The sequence below is a fragment of the Terriglobales bacterium genome, assembly GCA_035651995.1.
In the GTDB taxonomy this organism is placed as follows: Bacteria; Acidobacteriota; Terriglobia; order Terriglobales; family Acidobacteriaceae; genus DASRER01.
Genome location: DASRER010000022.1, coordinates 216,123 through 237,110, shown reverse-complemented (window position 1 = coordinate 237,110; position 20,988 = coordinate 216,123). Strand labels below are relative to the sequence as shown.

The 20,988-nt window shown below is 61.3% G+C and carries 14 protein-coding genes; all 14 read right to left on the bottom strand.

All coding sequences use genetic code 11. The features are described from left to right. Positions 1–59 precede the first annotated feature (59 nt). Entirely contained in the window at positions 60–2,225 is a 2,166-nt protein-coding gene (locus VFA60_09040; GenBank protein ID HZQ91923.1) for a glycosyltransferase, read from the bottom strand. 25 nt (positions 2,226–2,250) lie between these two features. Next, positions 2,251–3,363 (bottom strand): hypothetical protein, encoded by a 1,113-nt coding sequence (locus VFA60_09035; GenBank protein ID HZQ91922.1) that lies wholly within the window; start codon positions 3,361–3,363, stop codon positions 2,251–2,253. Between the two features lie 7 nt (positions 3,364–3,370). After that, a complete protein-coding gene (locus tag VFA60_09030) occupies positions 3,371–4,423 on the bottom strand; it encodes a glycosyltransferase family A protein (protein ID HZQ91921.1) in 1,053 nt (350 codons plus the stop codon). 7 nt (positions 4,424–4,430) lie between these two features. Continuing rightward, positions 4,431–6,422, bottom strand: coding sequence for a hypothetical protein (locus VFA60_09025; GenBank protein ID HZQ91920.1), 1,992 nt, complete (start codon positions 6,420–6,422; stop codon positions 4,431–4,433). Positions 6,423–6,525: 103 nt separating this feature from the next. After that, on the bottom strand, positions 6,526–7,566 hold the full coding sequence (locus VFA60_09020) for a GNAT family N-acetyltransferase (GenBank protein HZQ91919.1): 1,041 nt from the start codon (positions 7,564–7,566) through the stop codon (positions 6,526–6,528). A gap of 41 nt (positions 7,567–7,607) precedes the next feature. Continuing rightward, positions 7,608–9,023, bottom strand: a complete 1,416-nt coding sequence (locus VFA60_09015; GenBank protein ID HZQ91918.1) for a hypothetical protein — start codon at positions 9,021–9,023, stop codon at positions 7,608–7,610. Positions 9,024–9,082: 59 nt separating this feature from the next. Next, the gene (locus VFA60_09010) at positions 9,083–10,420 is read right to left on the bottom strand and encodes a choice-of-anchor Q domain-containing protein (protein ID HZQ91917.1); all 1,338 of its coding nucleotides are present in this window, start codon (positions 10,418–10,420) and stop codon (positions 9,083–9,085) included. A 177-nt stretch (positions 10,421–10,597) separates the two neighbouring features. After that, entirely contained in the window at positions 10,598–12,535 is a 1,938-nt protein-coding gene (asnB, locus tag VFA60_09005; protein ID HZQ91916.1) for an asparagine synthase (glutamine-hydrolyzing), read from the bottom strand. Then, positions 12,535–13,518, bottom strand: a complete 984-nt coding sequence (locus tag VFA60_09000) for a glycosyltransferase family 2 protein (protein HZQ91915.1) — start codon at positions 13,516–13,518, stop codon at positions 12,535–12,537. The genes asnB and VFA60_09000 overlap by 1 nt, the downstream gene beginning before the upstream one ends. Positions 13,519–13,530: 12 nt before the next feature. Further along, a complete protein-coding gene (locus VFA60_08995; GenBank protein HZQ91914.1) occupies positions 13,531–14,379 on the bottom strand; it encodes a glycosyltransferase in 849 nt (282 codons plus the stop codon). Positions 14,380–14,497: 118 nt separating this feature from the next. Further along, positions 14,498–15,499, bottom strand: coding sequence for a Gfo/Idh/MocA family oxidoreductase (locus tag VFA60_08990; protein HZQ91913.1), 1,002 nt, complete (start codon positions 15,497–15,499; stop codon positions 14,498–14,500). A gap of 123 nt (positions 15,500–15,622) precedes the next feature. After that, positions 15,623–16,687: a sugar transferase gene (locus VFA60_08985; GenBank protein HZQ91912.1), complete on the bottom strand. Its 1,065-nt coding sequence runs from the start codon at positions 16,685–16,687 to the stop codon at positions 15,623–15,625. Between the two features lie 399 nt (positions 16,688–17,086). Further along, positions 17,087–19,363: a tetratricopeptide repeat protein gene (locus VFA60_08980; protein HZQ91911.1), complete on the bottom strand. Its 2,277-nt coding sequence runs from the start codon at positions 19,361–19,363 to the stop codon at positions 17,087–17,089. 46 nt (positions 19,364–19,409) lie between these two features. Next, a complete protein-coding gene (locus VFA60_08975) occupies positions 19,410–20,987 on the bottom strand; it encodes an XrtA system polysaccharide chain length determinant (GenBank protein ID HZQ91910.1) in 1,578 nt (525 codons plus the stop codon). Position 20,988 lies beyond the last annotated feature (1 nt).

Genomic DNA, 20,988 nt, shown 5'->3' with positions numbered 1-20,988 from the left:
GTAACCAACAGCTGGTTACTGTCCGGCGCAGGCCACTATGAATTGCTAAGCCGCCGGGACTAGTCGTCACCGCTGGCGCCGGCGGCGGCTTCGGCCGTTTCCCGCAGGCCGACAAAGTCTTCCGTCGTGAGGCGGTCAACCAGATTCAAATAGTCGGCCTTCCGCTCTTCCCAGCTGTTGTGGCGCACGTACTCTTCACCGTTAGCGATCAAACTCTGGCGCACAGCGGGATTCACGATCACTTCGAGCATCGCATCGGCCATTGCCTTGTCGTCGCCTGAAGGAAAAAAGCGGACGACCGAGTCGTCGAAGTAGAACTGATCGATCTTGGTGCGCGAAGCCACGACCGGAATTCCCTGCGACATGAATTCCATGATCTTGGTGCTGTATGCCTCATTGCCGAATGAGTCGGCGCGCTTGGGCACTACGCCGAGATCGGCGTTGGCGATGACGTCGGCAATCTCCTCCAGCGGGCGGCTGCCAAAAAACTTCACATACTCGCCGACGCCCAACTCCCTTGCCAGCGCCTGAAGTTCCGCCTGGCGATCGCCACCACCTCCGCCGCCGTACAAATGGAATTCCGCGTTGGGCACTTTTTCGCGGACGCGAGCGAAGGCGCGGACCGCGATATCGAGTCCCTGGTGCCACTGAAACGTGCCGGGAAAGATCACGATGAACTTTCCGTCGTTGCGCTTGCGCGTATGGCGGTAAAACTTGGTGCGATCCACGTGGTTCAGGAAGACCGAGCACTTCGCTCGCGGCACTGAGCGCGCCACCACCTTCTCGAACCACAGATCGTTGGCGATGATCACGTGGTCCACGAACGCGCACGACGCGTGCTCGATCGCCTTCAGCATGCGAATGTAAAAGTTCGTTTGCGGCACGTTGAACTTGTTGGAGAACAGCTCGGGAACGACGTCGTGAATGTCGAGAATCAGCCTGGCGCCGGTCAGGCGCGGATACCATGCGGCAAAGACCAGGAAATCCGGAATGTTATGCACGTGGATCAGGTCGAAACCCACGTGATAATGCAGCTCGCGCAGCTTGCGCGCCGCCGCCCAGAAGAAACGCAGCAGCTGCGTGGCGTACGCCCATTTGCTGCGCTCGTTCCGTTTACGAAATTGAATGTGATGCACGTTCACGCCGCACAGCTGGGTTGTGTCCAGCATCGAATCGCTGCCCGCTAGAGCAATGATGTCGACGCGGTCACCTCGGCCGGCCAGCGCTTCCGCGTAGCGCCGAATGCGATTGTCGCTCTCGTACACGCTGTGCGACACCATGCAGATCTTCTTGCGTGAGTTGCGCTGGTGCGTGGGAAGCGTCGAACAGTAGTAGCGCGCCACGTCGCCCGGCACGGCGCACCAAAACCGGCCCTCGTACCGTGTGCGCACGTGATCCAGAAACTCTTCGTAGAGCGCAACCGGATACTCGTCACGCGAAGGCTGCTTCCCTTCCATCTGCATGTAGTCAGGATGCGTGTTGAGCAGCGCCATCCCGCCATGCTCGGCCACCCAGGCCAGCTTGTGCTTCCAGATGTCGATGGTGGACTCGCCCAGCACCTTGAAGAGCGTGAAGTCCTGGGCCAGGGTGTAGGGCAGCTCAACAAAGCCGTCGCCGTTCCGGCCGGGCACCCAGAACGGAAAGATCGTGCCGACCGCGTCCGGTTCCGGCTCGAACGGGTCGGTGTCGAAAGTAGACGCGTCGTACTCCAGGCCCAACTCATGCAGCCAGGAGAGCTTGTGCTGCATGAACGGTGAGCGAAAACCGGTGGCGTTCCATCGGCGCGCGTACTCGCGAATGCGCGCCGCGCGCTCGGCAAAATTTCGCTTGGAGCTGTAAAGCTTGTCGTCGTGCTGGAGGCCGTGCACCCCAACTTCGAATCCGGCCCGCTGGAGCGCCGCGCATACCTGGTCGCTCACGCGGTAGTCGCCCTCGGAAACGAAGTTGAACGACGATCGCATCCCGTAGCGCGCCTCGATCTCGGCGAGGCGCTCCACGCGCTCGTAACCCTTGCGGCGCTCCACGTCGTGCGTCAGGATGAGCGCGAACTGCTTCCCCTCCGGCCATCCGGGCCAACCCGGCGGAACAACGCCGGCGCGAGGGTCGATGGGCCAAACGCCCGTGAAGAGCGACCGCCGGTGGCGCGCCCGCAAGCGCCGCAAGTACATGCGCACATGCCACGGCAGCAGCGGCTTCAGCAGGTAATAGAGTTTGGTGCTGATCATGAAAATGGACGGTGACGGAGGCCGGTTAGCGGCAGGCTTCGGCGCCCTTGGCGCACTCCAGCTCCCGGCCCTCCGGAATTGCCTCGGAGGAGACGCGGCGCAACCAGTTCTCGCGCCAGTAGGCGTAAATCGCCCGCGGGCACAGACGGTGGAACTCTCCCTGGCAGACCACGCCTTCGAGCACGATGCACGGATTCTTGATGATCAGGAGTTTTCCCGTCTTGTCGTCGATGATGCGCGTCACCCGGCGCAAGACGCGGAAGATGCGGCCGCAGTAGGGGAGCATCTCGGAATCAAACCACAGCCCACGGTTGCGCTGGTCGTGGTCGAGCGTCGCGATGATTTCTTGCTTGCTCTTCACCTGCACCAGTTCACCGGGTTGGAGGTTCAGGCGCTCCAGCGGCGTCTTCTCCGCGCTGCCCTGGATGAGCGGATAACGCATGTAAGCGGAGTGGTGTCGGCGCTGCTGAATCTCATTGAAGAAGCTGATCAGGACCGCGCGGAACACGTGTAAGCAGCTCAGCGCCAACTCGAGCAGACGGTCCCCGCGAGCGTTGCCGCCGAGGCCGGTATGCCAATTTCCGGAGCGCGCGTCGCGAACGTACTGGCGCACGTCCCAGATCTTCATGTACGAAGTGAACTTGGTGACGTCGGTCGCCTGGCATGAGTAAAGCTCGGTCCCATCCTCCGCGCGCACGCGGCTCGCAGCGATGATGCTCTCCACCGTGCAGAGCCCGTTTTGTGGCGCCGGGCTGGGCTTCGGCGCCGCTGCGGCAAGCGCCTGCCCGGGCGCCACCTCGTTCTGAACGCGCGTCAACCAGGCCTCTTTCCACCAGATGAGGCATGCGGCCTCGCAGCCATCGTGTGCGGAACCATCGCAGCGGTTGCCCTCGAGGTAGACCGAGTTTGTCATCCGGCGGATGCTCCAGTCCTTGAGGTAGTCACAGGTCTTGTCGGCACGGCGGTACACGCGAAATTGCTTGCCGCAGTACTGCAGCATCTCGGGCATAAAGGGCAGGCCCTCGTAGCGGCCCGTGGCGTCGAGCGTTGCAAGAATTTCCTCCACCGGACGCACCTGTACCCATTCGCCGACCTTCAGGTTGAGCTTCGCCTGTGTCTTGCGCTGGTTCGCGCGCATTGTGCTTCTATCCCCCCTCCTTGATTGTGGTTGCTGCAACCTTGCCCGGAGCAGCGCTGGTTGCCGGTTGTCTCTTCGCTTGCCGGTTCGCATCTCGACGGAACCGCAGCCGCGCCAGTGCGTGCTGCGGATTGAGCAGAGCTTCCCCCAGGGCCGATAGCAATCCGGCGACGACCCGGCGACGCTTCAGCGGAAATCCGGCCTCTGCCATTTTCAGCCGGTGATACATCCAGAATGCGTCGTTCCGGCCCAAGATCACGTTCTTGCCGAGATATTGGTAGTACATGGAGAGATGTGCCTGCGTGCATCGCTCCAGCTCGTCGGGTGCGAGGAAGTCGGGCCCGTACTTCACAAGCAGTTGCAGAGTTGACGAAAAGTGCGTGTTCATGTCGGACGAGAATGAACTCAGCGACTCCTCGCGGTCACGGCTGTAGCTCAGCACCTGGTGCACGAAGCCGAAATCGCAATCGCGCAGCAGTGCGACGTGCGTTTCCGTATCGGCGTGCAGGTTCCCTTCGTTGAAGAAAGGATCGCGGCCACGCACCAGTTCGGCGCGGTAGAGCATTGCCGTCGCTGAGCCCAGAACATAGCAGTGCTCAAGAAACATCTTGCGGCACAGCTCGCGCCCCGAGACGATGCTGCTGGGATACGGCAGTCCCGTCCAGAGTACCTTCGAGCCCTGCAGCGCGTAAGCGGACACGATTCCGACCGACGGATGGGCTTCGGCCAGCGCAACCATTCGCTCGACGCACTCCGGAAAGAGCCAGTCGTCGGCGAACACGACCTTGCAATACTTGGCCTCGGGCTGGAGTTGCCGCAGGGCGACGTTGTGATTAGGGATCGCGCGTAGAAATTCGGCATTTCTGTGCACGGTGATTCGGGCGTCCTTGGCGGCGTAGCGTTGCGCGATCTCGCCGGAACCGTCGGTGCTGCAGTTGTCGACGACGGTGTACTGCCAATTCTGGTACGTCTGCGCCAGCACGCTCTCGATGCACTCCGCAATGTGTCCCGCCTCGTTGTAGACGGGCGTGACGATGCTGACCAGCGGTCGCGTTTTCACTTGCGGTTCAGTCATTGCTGGGCGCGACCACCGACGAGGGTGCAGCGTGAAGATGCTCAGTGCGGGCCTGTTTGGCTGTTCTCACCGCGCGCTTTTTTCGCAGGCGGCGCCGGACATACCAGACCAGGGCCGCCAGCCCCGTAAACATCGCCAGGTAGGAGGGCCACTGCCGTTCGAGGCGGAGCTCGAAGGAATCCAGCCCATTGCTATAGTACGCATCCGCCAGCATGCGACCGACTCTGGAACGAAGCAGGTACAAGTCGCGAAAGTCCGAGGCCAACCGGAGGGCCCGTGAGTACAGGCTCGACTTGCTGATGTCCTCGTGCGCCAGGTCCAGGTCGTTCTGGTAGGTGATTCGGACAGTCCTCGATTGCCCCGCCGGAATCGACAAACGCATCCTTTGGGGCGAGCCGGTATTGTCGATCGGCGCCGGCTCACCGTCTACGGTCACGACCGAGGCAATCGCGTTTCGGTTCGGCCGCTCGACATGGAACACTGCATCCCGGGGACCCGGATTGCTGAGCACCATTTCAGGCGAGAACATGCGGACGTCGTAGCCGCCGTCGTCGCGCAGACGGATCAGGTACAGGTGCCGGGCAATTGTTCCCAGACTTGCCCACCGCGTTGCAGGCTGCAAACGGTTGATGAAGTCCGCGGTGCCATTGAACGCTGTGGGGCCGTCTTCAAACAGTCCCTCGTGTCCGTACAGCAAGACCGGATTGCCAAGAAAAATCTGGATCGCGACATCGAGACGGCGGATTTGCCCCTCCCCGAAGTACCGGAAGAGGCTGGGGAAGTTCGCATAGCGCAGCGTGAATGGCCGAAGCAGGAACTCCGGGTCGGTCGGAAACGGCTTGTCAGACGGAACATTCAAGGAGTTCGCTGTCCCCAAGAATCCATAGCGTTTGAGGTCAATGAATGACTCTTCGCGTCCGACGGAGTGCGGAAAGACCATGAAGCGATCGTAGGGCAGCCCCGTGAGTGAAGAGAATTTTTCCATTCTCGCCACGGCCTGCTTGATCTTTGCCACGTGCTCGCGTGGCGTGCTGCTAAGACCGAACTCCTGGTGCGTGTGGTCGTCGCCGTGAACGGCGATAGAGTAGTGCTCTGGGTGCTCGCGAAACAGCGTGACGACGTCCGGCTCGCTGCGATCAAAGTTCCACGGGATGAAGGCAATCGTGGTATGGAAGCGGTGCTTCTGCATCTCCGTGAGCAAAGCTCCATACGCAAGGTGGCCGTAGGGTTCGGTCAGCCACGGGTCATCGATGGTCAGATTGGCGTACTGCGCGTCGTAATGCCACGCATAGTCACCGGCCGCATGCCGGAAAAAGAGGAAATAAGTCGCCGCCGAAGAAAAAACCTCCGGGAGGGCCAGCGGGGCCACCTTGATCGGCTCCCCGGAGCGCACCATGCGAGCTGCGTAGTACACCTCGCCTGGCCTCGATTGCGTGCGCACCAGGATGCTGCTTCGCCAGGCGCCTGCCTGCGCGACGATCAGATTCTGGGCGCGTCCTTCGGCGGGTTGCAGATCACACGCTGGCGCGGAAACTGCCGGCAAGCGCCAGCCAGCCAGATTGCGCGCTATCGCCGCGTCCTTGTCGATCACCAACACAGCTCCGGCCGGCGCCGGCGATGAGGTCCCACATCCGCGCACCGCGCCGTCAGACCACGAGTTCAGGGGTTCCGAATTGCCGTGGATATCAAAAATCATGAGCGGAATGGCCTTGTTTGGCCGGCGCAGCGCGTTGACGACGGCGTCCCTTCGCAATGCTGGCAGCGCGTCCTGCGCCACCAGCACCGCGACGGTATGTCTGTCCGCGAGGCGAGTTAACGCCTGCGCTACAGACTGTACGGAGGAGGCATCCACGGCATGGATGCCCAGGCCATAGAATTCGGCAATGCCCTTGATCTGCTCCGCCTCGTCAGCGGCATCGGGCGTGCGGATCACGAGGATCTCCGCGGCATAAGAGAGGCAACCGCACAGCAGCAATACTGCCATGCCTAGAAGAGGTCCTGCGCTGCTCAATCTGCTTGGTCGAAAGGAAGGCATCAAGACGCTGTTAGCTTTCTTGCGACGCGCCTTTGGCAAGTACCGCGCGCCGTCAACCGAGGTGTTTATACAGAAGATGGCCCACTCCAATGCGCAGCCAATCCGGTGTATGAACCGCGACCCGCTTCGAAAAGGCGAGGAATCCACCGGGCGCCGCTTCGGCTCTGGGGTTCGCCGGCAGCCTCCAGTACGTGAGGGGCGACTCGCTGGCGCCGAGTCTGCGCTTGAAGGTAATCAGCCCCATGTTGTCGGCTTCGGAGCGTCCGAGGTCGAGCTCGCGGCTGCCCTCTGCCTTGGCTGCCAGAATCCTCATCCAGAACAAGAACGGCATCCCACCCAGGTTGTTGTAGCGCGCATCCGAGCAGCCGTATTTGTAGACCGTGGAATCCTTGAACGACAGGGTCAGCATGCCCGCGACCGGCTGCCGCTCGCGGCACGCGATCCAGATCTGTACCGCCGAGCCCAGATTACGAATCAGGCTGGAGAACCATGCAATGGGCGCTGGTGGGAGGCCGTGGCGCTTACGGGTAATTACCATCAGGCGATAAAAGCCCTCCAGGAGCTCCGCGCTGACTCCCTTTTCGAAGGTCAGCTTCTCGCGCTCGGCTCGCGCTATCTTTCTGCGGATGGAATCCTTGTGGAAGCTTTCCAGGATTTCCTGCTCGCTGCGGTCAAGGTTGACCGTGTGAAGGACAAAATCCCCTGACCTGGTGAGATGAGCGGCCTCACCGCCAAACTCGGTCCGCGGCCGGAACTCGACATACTTGAGGCCCTGGCGCTTGACTTCAGCGCTGAGGAATTCGACGAACTCGCCACCATCGCCAGGTTCCTGCAGCAGCAGATCGCAGTGATCGGAGAACGGCACCGAGACCAGTCGGCGCCCCGTGATCCAACTCTTGACCTCGCAGAACAGAACTCCGTTACGTAACGGCTCGCCAGGCGCGGAGCCAGTCAGCACCACTGGCCGGTAACCGTACGTCACGGCCAACGCGCGCAGCCATCCGACGCTGTGGAACACCGACGCCTTGGGATGGCGTTCGAGGAATTCAGGCCATCGGGGGTCGGTCAACGGATCCAGGCTGTGGATTACCATGATTTCCGCCGCGATTGTCGCGCAGCGTTGCCGCGAGCCGCTCAGGGCTGCGGATGCTGCATTTCGGGAAGAGCCGGGACCAGATCGAGATTTTCGTCGCCGACGTCGGTTGCGCCAACCTCGACCTTCTTTGCGGCCGAAGCACGGCAGTAGACCGCGAACGCGGCCGTGCTCATCGTCAGTGCCAGATACCAGTTCACGACGTTCTGATCAAAGTAGCTTACGTTCCAGAAGTTCACCAGGTGCGCCAGCAGCGAGCATCCGACGGCCCACACGAGCATCTGGACCTTCCGCAGCTCATTCCGGGCGCCGCGCACCGCCCGGCCGATCTGCGAGAATGCGAGAACCACAACCCAAACGAACAAGAGCAGCGTGAAGAAGCCGGAGCGCGCTCCCTGCTCGATGAAATGATTGGTTACGTCGCCGGCGTACACGCCCCACTCGGCAACGCTCTTGGTGCCGACCAGCCACCAGTCGGAGAAATTGGCGATCGTGCGGTCGATCAGCCAGCTGCGGTGCCAGCCGGTCGATCCAGAGAAGAACCGGAAGCGGGCGAAAATGAACCAAACCGGATCCTTCATCACCACATCGAGCGCGATGATCGACAGGACGAATCCCCAGCGGACCAGCCGCATGTAATTGCGGAAGCGCCACATCATGAGGCCAACCACGGCTGCCAGCAGGCTTCCCACGGGTCCGCTCGAGCCGGAGAGCAAGGTGATGATGCCTGACGATGCGATTCCCAGCAACGCCATCGCACGGTTGCCGCGGCCCTGCCACCACAGTCCCACGAAGAGCGGAAACCAGGCGGCGCCAAACGAGCCGGCGAGAATCGGATGACGAAACGGTCCCTGGCAGCGCAGCACACCTTCGCGAAGCTCGGTGAACTCAGGCACGCCGCCGAGAACGTAGAACGGATTCCGGCCGGTTGCCTTCTCGACGCAAATGCACAGCGCCAGCGGAACCAGCATGACGGCAAAAACGCGGCAAACGTGCTTGATGTCTTCGACTTCCCGGATCAGAGCGCGGCTGAGAAAGTAGAGCCCCAGCGCGTCGTAAGCATACCCAAGCGCGTTGATCAGCGACGCCGATGTCTGCCACAGCAGTGTGTACGCAATCACGCTCCACGTCGACCAGGCCAGGACCGCGGTGTCCATCCTCATCCAGCCGAAGCTCCGCGCATCTTGTCGGACCAGCAGCCTGAGGAACCCGAACAAGACCAGGACGCGCAGCATGTAGAAGTTCATGCCGGCGATATAGATGTTCTGGCCAAACGTCGTATAGCAGGTGATGAAGGCCAGCGGGATGATCGCGTGCTTCCGCGGCAGCGCCAGCAGCAAAACACCCATCAGGATAGTGAGCGCCAACCCGAAGGGGCTCGCCGATGCGATCTGCTGGGTTTCCATGATGTTGGAGCGGACGGCTGGATCAGCCGCCTGAGCGTTTAGACGCTGCAAAACGGCGGAGCCAATTTTGATGCTCCGCCGTGGTCGCAGCCTTCAGATGCAAAGCGAGTTCAGCGAACCGTCACTTGCACGTTCGTCAGACTCTGCGGCGTATTCGCTGATCCGAACTCGAACGCGCCAATGTCGGGCAGCGAGTCGCGCGGGTTGCCGTCGTGGTCGATCGTGATGCCAAGCCCGGTGGCGCCGCGGTTGATCGCGGTGCTCGCCGAGCTCGACAGGTGGAAGTCCGACGTGGCGGCGCTCACGAACGACGACAGGTTGGAACCGAGGTTCAGGTTGTTGCTCTGCGACACGGAAGCGCAGGCGCCGTTGCACTCAACCACAAGCTGCGCGCCGTTCGCCAATAGATTGTTCTTGAAGTTGGCGACCGTGCCGTTGTCGAAGCCCTGCGTCATCTGAATGTAGGTGTTGTGCAGCACGTTGTTGGTGCCGCCCACGTTCTCCAGCTCGCCATCACCCTGAATGTTGCCGCCGATGCGCGAGAACGCGCACAGGTTATTGGTAATCGTGAAGTTCTGGTGGCTGCTGGTCGAGCCCAGGTTACGCACGAGCACGCATTCATCGATATTCATGCAGGTGTTGCGCGTAATCGTGATGTTCCGGGCTACTTCACCGAGCTGCCCGATGTTCCAGGACTGGAAGCAATCGGTGTGCGCGTTTACGGCATCGGCGAAGACGCTCCCATGGAAGTAATTTCCCTGGAACGTCAGGTTATTGCCGAAGAATTGCACGTGATCGCCGTCACCGGCGTTGATTGGCCGTTCGCTCTCGTTGTCCTGGATAGTGCAGTTGTTGCACCGCAAGTAGAAGCTGAGAGACGGCTCGAACGCGTAGTTGCGGGCCGCGAAGATGTTCGAAGCAAAGCAGGTTTCATCACTGCTGTCGCAGCCTTCCGCGCCGAAGATCTTGCCGTGGCCGGGGTTCGTAGACGCGTCCATATAACTGTCCAGCAGGTCAATGTCCGATCGTGTTCCGTTGGTGAAGGCGATGGGGTTGGCAATCGCCTTGACGCACTCAATACGAATGAAGCTGGCCGAAATCGAAAAACCGCCGGTCACAACGGCTGTTGGGGCGGGACGCACGCCGCGCGAGTTCTTGTCGGCAAGGGGCGTTGTCGGGCAGCCGGTGCCGTCGTGTCCGCGGTAGGTGATCTTCCCTCCCGCGGCTGAGCCCGACCGCGTAATCGAAAAAGTGCCCGAATAGGTTCCCGGCGCAAGCTGAACGATGTCTCCGGGATTCGTTTTGCCCGCCGCGGTGGTCAGCGAGCAAGGCGCCGCCGCAGTGCAGGTGGTGCCGCTCCCGGCCGGCGTGACAAAGTAGGTGGTGGCTGAGGCGCCGAGAGGCAACAAAAGCCCGATAAAGACAAGACTACGCAGCAACAGCTTCACGCTGAAATCTCCGTCTAAACTTTGGCTGGACGGCTGAGGGTAGCCGTCATTATTCGGGGGATATTACCACACAACGTAATAGCGCAGACCCTCTCGAAAGTAGTAGAACCGGGCTTGCGGCTGCCCGAAACTCCCGTAATAAACCACCTAGTTACAATGGGTTAGGTGCTGGCCCGGTCAGGCATGTGCGGTCACAGAAGGGGTTAGCCCGCCGGCCGGCCGTGCCGACGCCCGATCGGCGAACCCCCGGTGCCACAGCTCGAGGATCAGTAGCGAGAATATCTCCTTTGAATAGTTGCGTTCAGGGGAGTTTTCCCTCAGGAGCTGCTCGACCAGGTCGCGCTTGAAGTAGCCTCTGGCTGTGGTTCGGGGGTCGGTGAGCACGCCGGCAACGAACGGCTTCAGGTCAGAGCGCAGCCAGCGCTCATAGGGGACCGGGAACCCTGTCTTGCGCCGCTCCAGGATCGGTTTGGGAACTCGCGGCGCGATGGCCTGCTTCAGGACGTGCTTGGTCCGCATGCCGTGCAGCTTGTGGGACGACGGCAGCGATGCGGCAAACTCCAGAACATGATGGTCCAGCAGCGGCACGCGCAACTCGACCGAGTTTGCCATGGTGACCTTGTCGGCCTTCACCAGCAGGTCGTCGGGCAGCCAGGTCTTGGTGTCGACGTAGAGCATCTTCGATAGCGCGTCGGCTGATCCCAAGGCCGTCATCAGCATCTCAGAGAGCTTGGCATGGCCGTTGGTGTGGACTTGGGCGAGGAAGTCGGACGAATACAGCGAGGCACGATTCCGGTTGAAGAACGCCAGCGGGTCAGAAGAGCGGCTGTAGTAATACTTCTCCAGTGGCGTGGCCAACAGCGGCGCGTAGTGCTGCAGCTGCTTGTTTCCTGCCAGCGCTCCCAGAAGCCTGCCCACTCCCGACGCCGGTTTGCTGAAGGGGCCCAGCAGCCGCTTCATTCTTTCCAGCCAGACGATGTTGCGATACGTGCTGTAGCCGGCGAATGCCTCGTCGCCGCCTTCGCCCGAGAGCAATACCGTGACGTGCTTCCGCGCAAGCTTGGAGACGAAGTAAAGGGCCACCGCGGGCGGCTCGCACACCGGCTCTTCCATGTGCCAGACGAACGACGGCAGCCAGTCGGCGAAATCGCGCGAGGTGATGGTGGTTTCGTAGTGCTGGGTGCCAAATTGCCTGGCCACCAGGCGAGCCGGCAACCGTTCGTCGGCGCCATCGTGCTCGCCAAAGCCAATGGTGAACGTGCTCAGCGGCTGGCTGGAGGCTTCCACCGCGTAGCTCAGCACGGCCGTCGAGTCGACGCCGCCGCTGAGCAGTATGCCAACCGGCACATCGCTGATCATGTGATCGCGCACCGACTGGCCGAGCAGCTCGCGAAGCGCCTCCACGTTCTCTTCGAACGACTGCGTGCGCTTCGCATTGGGTATCTGCAGGTCCCAGTACTGCGTGACCTTCACCGCGCCCCTTGAGACCGTGAGGTAGTGCCCAGGCTGCAGCTTTTCGATGCCGCGGAACAGCGTTTCCTCGCCGGGAACGTAGCCGAAGGTGAGGAAGGTATCGAGCGCTGCAGGGTTCAGCTCGATTTGCACGGACCCTTCGGCCAGGATCGCCTTCACTTCCGAGCCAAAGAGCAGCGAGTCAGCGGTGACGCAGTAGTACAGCGGCTTGATGCCCACGCGATCACGCGCGAGCAGGAGCACGCCCTTCTTCGTGTCCCACAGGGCGAAGGTGAACATGCCCTGCAACTTGGCCACGCAGCCCTCGCCGAATTCCTCGTACAAATGGACGATAACTTCGGTGTCCGAGGCGGTGCGCAGCCGGTGCCCCTTGTTCAGCAGGAACTTCTGCAGCTCCCTGTAGTTGTAAATCTCGCCGTTGAAGATGATCCAGATGCTCTGATCTTCATTGGCCATGGGCTGCTGCCCGCTGCTGAGGTCAATGATGCACAGCCGCTTGTGGCCCAGCCCGGCATTGCGCGAGAGATGAACGCCGTCTTCGTCGGGCCCGCGATGGGCCATGGCGTCCATCATAAAGCGCAGCGCGCTGGAGTCGACCGGCGCGTTGGCGTCGAAATTAATCTTGCCGCAAATGCCGCACATCAGCTCTTCACCGCCGTCGTCCGCGCACGCGCTACCGTATGTGTCCAGGACTGCAGAGCAAGGCTCCAGGTCGCAATCTTTCTCCACTTGTTGAACGCACGGGCAACGTCGTCGCCACCCCGCAGCATGCCCCGGACGACGACTAGCGGCCCCAGCACGATCAGGCGCGCTATCGCGCTGAAAAACATCGCTCCGCGATAACACGCTGCGTAAGTCTTGCCGCGAAACTTACGCAGGAACTTGAAAACCGAGTCTCGCATCATCACGTCGGCAAAGCCGTCGCCCTTCTTCTTGGTGCTCTGCCCGCCGAAGTGCACCACTTCCGCGTCGCCCAGGTAGGAGAGGACCCAGCCGGCGCGGCGAATCCGGTAGCACAGGTCAATTTCTTCGGCGTACATGAAGTACTCGGTGCTGAACACGCCCACTTTCTCCAGCACGGCACGCTTCACCATGAGGCAGGCGCCGGAGATGACCTCCACCTCATTGGCGGCCGGCGAATCTGGCGCGTACAGGGCGCGCATCCCCCAAAGAGGGAACATCGGCCAGCGCCGCTTGAAGTAATCGAGCGTAAGCAGTTGGTTCACGATGGTCGGGTACGGTTGCACCGCGCTCATCTGCAGCGTCATGTCGCCGTTCAAAAGGCGGCAGCCGACGGCGCCAACCTCGGGAGCGTCAAGCCGCGCCGCCATCTGTTCAATTGCGTTGCCGGTCACCAGCGTGTCTGGGTTCAGGTACAGGATCTTGTCGCCGCTGGTGTGCTCGGTTCCCAGGTTGTTGGCGCCGGCAAACCCGAGGTTGCGTCCGGCCTGCACGACCTTGACCTGGGGGTAGCGCTGCGAGAAAGCGGTGAAATCATCGGCCGAAGAGTTGTCGACGACCACGATTTCGTAGCTCAGGCGATGCGTGGTCGCGTAGATGGACTCGACGCACTTCGTCAGGAACTCAATGGAGTTCCAGTTGACGATAACGATGGAGACGTCCATGAGCGGCGGCGACTATCTCCAGACGCTGGTTGACGAGATCATGCGGCGAAGCTGCTGCTTGCGCACGTATTCGATGAGCTGCTTGTCGGGAACCTGCGGAACGCGGCGCAGGTACCCGGTGACATAGCCGTAGAAGAGGCCGACCGATCCCACGATGGACGGCTTGCGAAACAGCTGGTTGAAGCAGCGCAGCAGGATGAACATTGGGTGGTAGCCAGTGATGTAGCTGCCGCGTCCGTTCTTCACCGCGTTCTGCCATGCGCCGGTGGCGGCGCCGGTGAAGCGATGATGCGTGAGCGGAAGCTCGGGAAACGTGCGCGTGCTCCAACCGAGCATGTTCGCCTTCAGCTCGTCGATGGTGTCCCATCCGGAGACAGCGATCAGCCCGCCGATCGCGTCCCAGCAGGCGCGCTTGTAGATCTTGGTCGCGCCGCGAACGTGAAACTTCGGGTTCGGCTCGGGCACGAGCTTGCCATCGACCACGTGGCAAATAATGCCTCCGCCGATGCCCAGCTTGGGATCGCTCTCAAATTCGGCGAAACATCTTGCGAAGTAGGCAGGCTCGAATTCCAGGTCGCCATCGAGCTTCACCAAAAAGTCCCAATCAGCCGACGCGATGCTCTGGTAACCGGCGTTGAATGCCTCCACCACACCACCGCCCGGAGCGCGGCGGCCGCGATCGGGCCGGTGAACCGGCGTGATCCAGGGGTGCTCGGCGGCCCAGCGATCGACGATGGCGCCGGTATTGTCCGACGAGCCGTCATTCACCACGATCCACTGCTGCGGGCGGTGCTTCTGCCCGACCATGCTTTGGATCGTCTTCTCGATGTGCTGTGCCTCGTCACGAACGGGACTGATCACAACGTAGCGAGGCTGCTGGGTTGGCGCCATGACCAAAAGGTTGTGAGCCGGGTTATGTCTGCGTTCGCGACTTTCGGTGTGAGCTGGATGGATCGAAGGCGTCGCTCGCCGGCGCCGATTACAACCGCACCAGTTCGCCGCGCTTTGCGACCGACTGGTTGGCCGATTCGAGCATCTTGACCACGCGTAGGCCGGCTGCGGCGTCGTTCATCGGCCTCTGGTTCTTCTGCACGCAATCGATGAAATGCTGCAACTCGAGCTTCAGCGCCTCAACCTGCTCCACCTGCGGCGACCACATGTCGCCCGAGCGGTAGCTGACCAGCAGGTCGTAAACGCCTTCGCGGCCCTTGATCTCGACGCCCTTGTCGTAGACCTTGATCTTCTCGTCGGCCACCAGGTCGTTCCACACCAGCATCTTCTTTTCGCCACCGATCAGCGTGGTGCGCACCTTGACCGGCGAAAGCCAGTTGACGTTGATGTGCGCAATCACCTTGTCAGGGAAATAAATCGTGAGGAACGCGATATCTTCGTGGCCGTTCAGGTGGATCTGCCCGGTCGCCGAAATGGCCTCCGCTTTCTTGTTGATCAGGTAATCCATGATCGAGAGATCGTGCGGCGCCAGGTCCCAGATAACGTTCACGTCGTGCTGGAACAGGCCCAGGTTCACTCGAGTGGAATCGTAGTAGTACAGGTCGCCCAGCGTTCCCTCGTCGATCAGCTGGCGAATCTTGCGCACCGCGCCGGTGAACAGGAACGTGTGGTCCACCATGATCTGCAGGTTCTTCTTCGCGGCCAGCTCGCCCAACTCTTCCGCCTGCGCCGAAGTCGAGGTGAAGGGCTTCTCCACGAACACGTGCTTGCCGTGCTCCAGGGCCGCCTTGGCGAGCTCGTAGTGCGTCCACACCGGCGTCACCACTGCGACCACGTCGACGTCCTTGGAGGCAATCACCTCGCAGGGATCGCTGGTGGTCGGAATGTCGGGATGCGCGTTTCCCGCCCGGCGTAGCATCTGCGGACTTTTGTCGCAGAGCACAGTGACGCGGGAATTCTCGAGCTGGTGGAAGTTCCGAACAATGTTCGGACCCCAGTAGCCGTACCCGATGACGCCAACCTTGATCATGGTGTTTTCACCCACACCGAATCGCGTTTATCGCGGTGTAAGGCCAGTGAACCACATCTTGTTTGTGGGAAAGAAGATAACGGGGGTAACCAGCGCCGGTAACCAGGGTGCCGGCGACGCCGCCTAGTAGGCGCCGTCTCCTGAAAACACCGCTCTGGGTGTCTGCCAGAGGATCTTCAGATCGAGCCAGATAGACCATGCGCGCGCGTACTTCAGGTCCAGGCGAACCATCTCGTCAAAGCTGGTGCGGCTGCGCCCCATCACCTGCCACAGGCCGGTAATGCCGGGCTTCACTTCCATCACGCGCCGGCGATGCCACAAGTCGTAGCATTCGAACTCGTACGGAATCGGCGGGCGCGGGCCAACCAGCGACATTTCGCCCTTGAGCACGTTGAAGAACTGGGGCAGCTCATCCAGGCTGGTGCGGCGCAGGAAGCGTCCCAGCGGCGTGATACGCGGGTCATTCATCAGCTTGTAGGTCACGCCTTCTTTGGACGAACCCTGGTTCAGATCGCCCTTGCCTGAGATCAGCTTGGACACATACTCCTGGTGGATCTTGGAGTCTGCGTTGGTGTACATCGAGCGAAACTTCAGGAACGTGAACGACTGGCCGTACTGCCCGATGCGGCGCTGGCGGAACAGTACGGGCCCCTTCGACGTCAACTTGACCAGCGCTGCGATGATCAGGAAAACCGGCGACAGCACCGCAATCGCGCACAAGCTGCCGATCAGGTCGACGGAGCGCTTCATGATGCCGCCAAAGCGTTGGGAGCGGTGCGGCTGGGCAAACTCGGTGTAGAACTTGTCTTCCTCGTTGTGCCGATGCGGCTCACTGTGCGACGCCTTCTTGTGTGTCCCATCGGGGAAAACATGGATCGTGACCGCGATCTCTTTGAACAACGCCGAGCCCAGTCCATCACGCAGCGCGCCGGTGACCTTGTCCACGATCGTGTCGGCGGCCGTGGCAGCCTCCACGTTGCCCATCTCGGTGAACAGCACGCCGATCACCGCGCCATTCTGATACCAGCCGTACGTGTCGGTTTCGCGCACGGTGGCTTCCAGCGTGGAAACCATCCGCTGCAGCGTCGAGTGCCGAATCTCGCTCTGAAAAATCTCGGTGCCGTCCAGAAGCATCAGGACGAACGGCTTGCCGGAGCGGTCGGTCCGCTTCCGTTCCGAGCGCAGCATGCGAACAAAATGCTGCTCGTCCAGAATGTCGACTTCGTAAGCCCGAACCTGTTTGCGTGGCCGAAGGCTGCTGGCCCTGGTCCGTGGCGCATGAACGCTCTTGAATGTAGGCAAAGTGGCCATGGTTTCGGAACCGTTTTCCCGGGCTAAGGCAAGTGGCCGAGCTGCCCTCGGGAAGACGCTCTAGTTCCGTAAGTGGCAATTGGGCTGCCAGAGCAGCTTTGGGAATGACTACCAGGCTCTCGTGGGATGTATTGATAAGCATCTTATAATCAGCAGCTTGGCAACAAACTTGGCTATGCAACAGATTGCACATTAATTGTGCATGGCACTTTGGTGCGCGTAGTGCAAAACCTTTGCGCACTGCTCCAAGCGTTTTCATATCGGCAGGATGACTCACTAGGATGCGCCACCGCTCAATGCCTTGCGGGCCTCTTCGGCATTGGGTGACGCCAGCTGCATATCCAGCGCCTGCCTGAGCGATGCGCGGCCTTCCGCCACGCGGCCCGACTTGATCAGCGCCATTCCAAGGTGGTAGCGGTACACGGCAACCTTCGGATTGCTCCGCACCAGGCTCTCGAAAGACCTTGTCGCGCTGTCGTACAGACCTTTGCGGTATTCAATCCATGCCAGCGTGTCGGTGATGGAAGGATTGTCGGGCACGCGGCTCTTGGCGCGCTGCGCCAGGCCGAGCGCCATGTCGATGTTGCCGCCCTTCTCGGCGTAGAGCCAGGCAAGATTGTTCAACGCCGGCGCGAAGTCCGGGTCGCGCTGCAACGCGTCCTGGTACGCCTTCTCCGCCTGTGCGGTATTGCCTAATTTTTCGTAGATATTGCCCAGCAGCGCGTACGCCGCGAGCGTGTCGGGATGCCTCTCCAGCAGCTTCTTCAGGCCGGCAAGCGCCTCCTCCTGCCTGCCGCGCTGGCTGTACAGACCGGCGAGCTGCAGGCTGGCGTAAAGCGCATCGGGATTCCGCCGCAGCGCGTCGTTATACGCCTGCTCAGCGCTGGCCAGATCACCGGCGTTGACGAACGCGTTCCCCATCAGCTCGTAAAACTCGGAGGTCTGCGGGCTGCGTGCGATCTGTTGCCGCAACCGCGGAACAATCTCGCTCTCGCGGTGCTGGCCCGCGTACAACGCCACCAGGTCCTGCATGGCAGCAACCATTCCCGGCTGCATCTCGAGCGCACGCTCGATGATCTTCTCCGCTTCGGCCGGCTTCCCCTGCCTGAACATCGCGTATCCAAGCCTCTCCTGCACGCTCGCATCGTTCGGCATCGCCTGCGCCAGCAGCCTCAGATCGGCCACCGCGATGTCGTACTTGCCCATCAGCATATTGGCGTTGACGCGCAGCATCGCCGCCGGAATAAACCGGCCATTGCGCTTCAGCGCCTGATCAGCATTTTCCAGCGCGAGCTTGCCGTCGCCCTGGCTGAGGTAAAGATTGCCGATCACCATGTAGGCAAACAACAGGTTGGGATTGCGGGAAAGGCTTTCCTTGAGGCTGCTCACGGCGCGCGCCGTATCGCCCTGCTCGGCGTAGGCCAACCCCAATGTGAAGTGAGCGGCCGCCAGGTCCGGGGCGTCATGCACCAGCTTCTGCAGCGTCGTGACCGCTTCCGCCCGGCGCCCCTGCATCAGCAGCAGGCGCGCGTTGAACAGGGTACCCTCGGCGTCGCCCGGTTGGTTCTGCTTTAGTTCGCGGTTCAGGCGCTCGGCCTCGGCAAGCTCATGCAGCTGCATGTGCGCCTCGATCAGACGCTTGCGTACGGTTACGTTCTTGGAATCGTGCTCCAGGGCCCGCTGCAAGACGGCCTTGGCTTCGGGAAACTTTCCCATTTCCAGGTAGAACTCACCGGTGGCCAGCAGCGCCTCGTCGGAGTTGCCGGTCGCGGACTGCATGCGCGAAAGCAGTTCCGGCACCAGGTCAGCTTTGCTCTGTCGCAGATAGGACCGCGCTTCCATCACGTACGCCTGGATCGCCTTGGGGTTGTTCTTCACGGCCAAGTCCAGCGCGGCCAGCTCACCGGCCGAGTCGCCTTGCACGCGCGCCAGCTGCGAGAGGTTGAAATACGGGGGTAGGTACGACGGATCACTGTCGATGGCGCGGCGATACAGCGACTCCGCTTCTGGGAAGCGCCGCAGCAGCAACGTCAAATCTCCGTGCCGGCTCAGAATAGCGGCCTTGTTCGGTGACAACTGCTCGGCCTTCAACACCTCCTGCAGGGCCGACTCGAAGTTTCCGCGCTGAACATGCACCTCGCCCATGAGCATGTGCAGGTCGGCATTTCCCGGTTCGTTCCGGATGGCGCTCTCCAGCAGCGCGGACGCATCGTCGGCGCGGTTGGCAGCCAGCTCCAGGCTGGCTAGCTGCTGGGTCGCCGCCGTGTTCTTCGCATCAATGCGCACGGCCTGCGACAGCTCGCGGTATGCTTGCGGCCAGTTTTGCAGCCTCAGGTAGGCGCCCCCGAGCTTGTAATGCGCTTCCGACGATTGCGGATAGGCCTGCACTGCGTTGCGATACTGAATGCTGGCCGACACGAAGTCGTTTTTGGCCGCATAGCGGTCGCCGCTTGCGACATAACGTTCGCTCAGTTTTTTGGGGTCTCGTGTGCACCCAACGGCAACCAGCAGCGCAACGACCGCCAAGCCAAGGATCGCGGTGCGTCTTTTCATGGTCTTGCTCATTTCATCCATTAGGAACAATGCTTCGGTGGAGCGGTCACCCTCGCAAGTACGTGAGTATGGTGACCCCGGGAATAATGGTCAGGATCACAGCCGCGCCGATGGTTTCGGAAATCAAGCGTAACCGGCTGCGCCGACGCTCGATGTCGGTCATCAGCACCGGCAACTCGGCCAGAACCGGAGCGTTGGTAAGGCCGCGCAGCTCGTCAACCAGGTACACGGTCGGCTCCATCCTCTCTACCAGCACCACCAGCCCAACGCCAATCGCCAGTCCCAAAGCGCAGCCCGCCAGGCTCAGCATCAGCCGGTTGGGAAAATAAGGACGCGAGGGCAGGCTGGGCGGGTCAATCATGCGGAACTGTTCTCCCTGCTGCCTGCGTTCCAGGTTGGTGGCCATTTCCGATTGCAGCTTCTTGGCCAGAAGCGATTCGTAATACTGCTTCGACTGTTCGTGATCGCGCGTGATCGCCGCCAGTTGCTGCTCGCGCACCGGCGCCACGTTCAGCCGCGCCTGGTACTGCTCCATCTGTGCCTCGAGATCGCGAACCTCTTTCTTGCGGTTTGCAATCTCGAGCTGGTTGGCCTTCAACTGGCTCTCAAACTGTGCCGTGGCCGGGTTGAGCGACGAGCTCTTGGCTTCGCTCGCGTCGTCGTTTTTGCTGGCAGGCTTCGCCTTGTCCGCTTCCTCTTTTAACTTTTCGGTCGCGGCAATCTTCTCTTTCAGCATCACGATGTCAGGATGCTGGGGCGTGTACTTGGCGCTAAGCTCGGCCAGTTGCGCCTTCTGCTGTTCCAGGCGCGACTCCAGATCGTTGGCCGGGATCACAGGATTGCCCGAAGCGTCGGGGCGCAGCGGTGTGTTGCGATACTGTGCAAGCAGCGATTCCAGGTAGAGGTGCTGCTGCTCGGCGGAGTTCAGGGCGTCGCGCGAGGCCTGCAAGCGCGCCTGAAGTCCGGAAAGTATCTGGATGTTGCCTTGCACCTGCTCGGGAAGCTGGCCCAGGTATTCCGACTTGAACTTCCGCAGCTTCTCTTCCTGTTCGGTGAGGGCGGTCCGCGCCTGCGCCAACTGGCTTTCCAGGAATTCGGTCGTGCTCTCAGACATTCTTGCGCGCGTCCGCAGGTTCTCCTCGATGAACGCCGACGTTAGCTCGCCGGTCACCTGCTGCGCCAGCACCGCGTTTGAAGCCGAGTACGATACCTTGAACGCGGAAAGATCATTTCTCCCCGAGGCGCGCACCAGCTCAATCGCGATGTCTTTCCTCATCCGCTGGACCAGCGAATCGGGGTCCATGTTGGCGCGCTCCTTGCCATAGAGATGGAACTTGTCGATGACCATCAGCAGGCGCGTGCGGCTCAGAATCTGCTCGCTCATGCTTTGCAAGCGCTGTTGCAGGTCGGCGGCGACATTGGCCTGCACGTAGTGCTCCGGCACCTGCTGCTGTTCGACCAGGATCACGGTCTCAGAGCGGTAGCGCGGCGGAATGAAAATGCCGGCGGCCATGATCACCACCCAGCCGATGGCAAGAGAGGAGAGCACCCACCAGCGCCGGGCGCGAAGCCGCGCCCAGTATGCCATCAGATTTAGTTCATTGCTTTCTGGTTCGCTTGGCACG

Excerpts from the sequence above, each read along its gene's own strand:
- VFA60_09000 (HZQ91915.1), bottom strand. The coding sequence starts at position 13,518 with ATGGACGTCTCCATCGTTATCGTCAACTGGAACTCCATTGAGTTCCTG.
- VFA60_08985 (HZQ91912.1), bottom strand. The coding sequence starts at position 16,687 with ATGCTGCGCTCGGAACGGAAGCGGACCGACCGCTCCGGCAAGCCGTTC.
- asnB (HZQ91916.1), bottom strand. The coding sequence starts at position 12,535 with ATGTGCGGCATTTGCGGCAAGATTAATTTCGACGCCAACGCGCCGGTC.
- VFA60_09020 (HZQ91919.1), bottom strand. The coding sequence starts at position 7,566 with ATGGTAATCCACAGCCTGGATCCGTTGACCGACCCCCGATGGCCTGAA.
- VFA60_09035 (HZQ91922.1), bottom strand. The coding sequence starts at position 3,363 with ATGCGCGCGAACCAGCGCAAGACACAGGCGAAGCTCAACCTGAAGGTC.
- VFA60_08980 (HZQ91911.1), bottom strand. The coding sequence starts at position 19,363 with ATGAAAAGACGCACCGCGATCCTTGGCTTGGCGGTCGTTGCGCTGCTG.
- VFA60_09025 (HZQ91920.1), bottom strand. The coding sequence starts at position 6,422 with ATGGCAGTATTGCTGCTGTGCGGTTGCCTCTCTTATGCCGCGGAGATC.
- VFA60_08990 (HZQ91913.1), bottom strand. The coding sequence starts at position 15,499 with ATGATCAAGGTTGGCGTCATCGGGTACGGCTACTGGGGTCCGAACATT.
- VFA60_09040 (HZQ91923.1), bottom strand. The coding sequence starts at position 2,225 with ATGATCAGCACCAAACTCTATTACCTGCTGAAGCCGCTGCTGCCGTGG.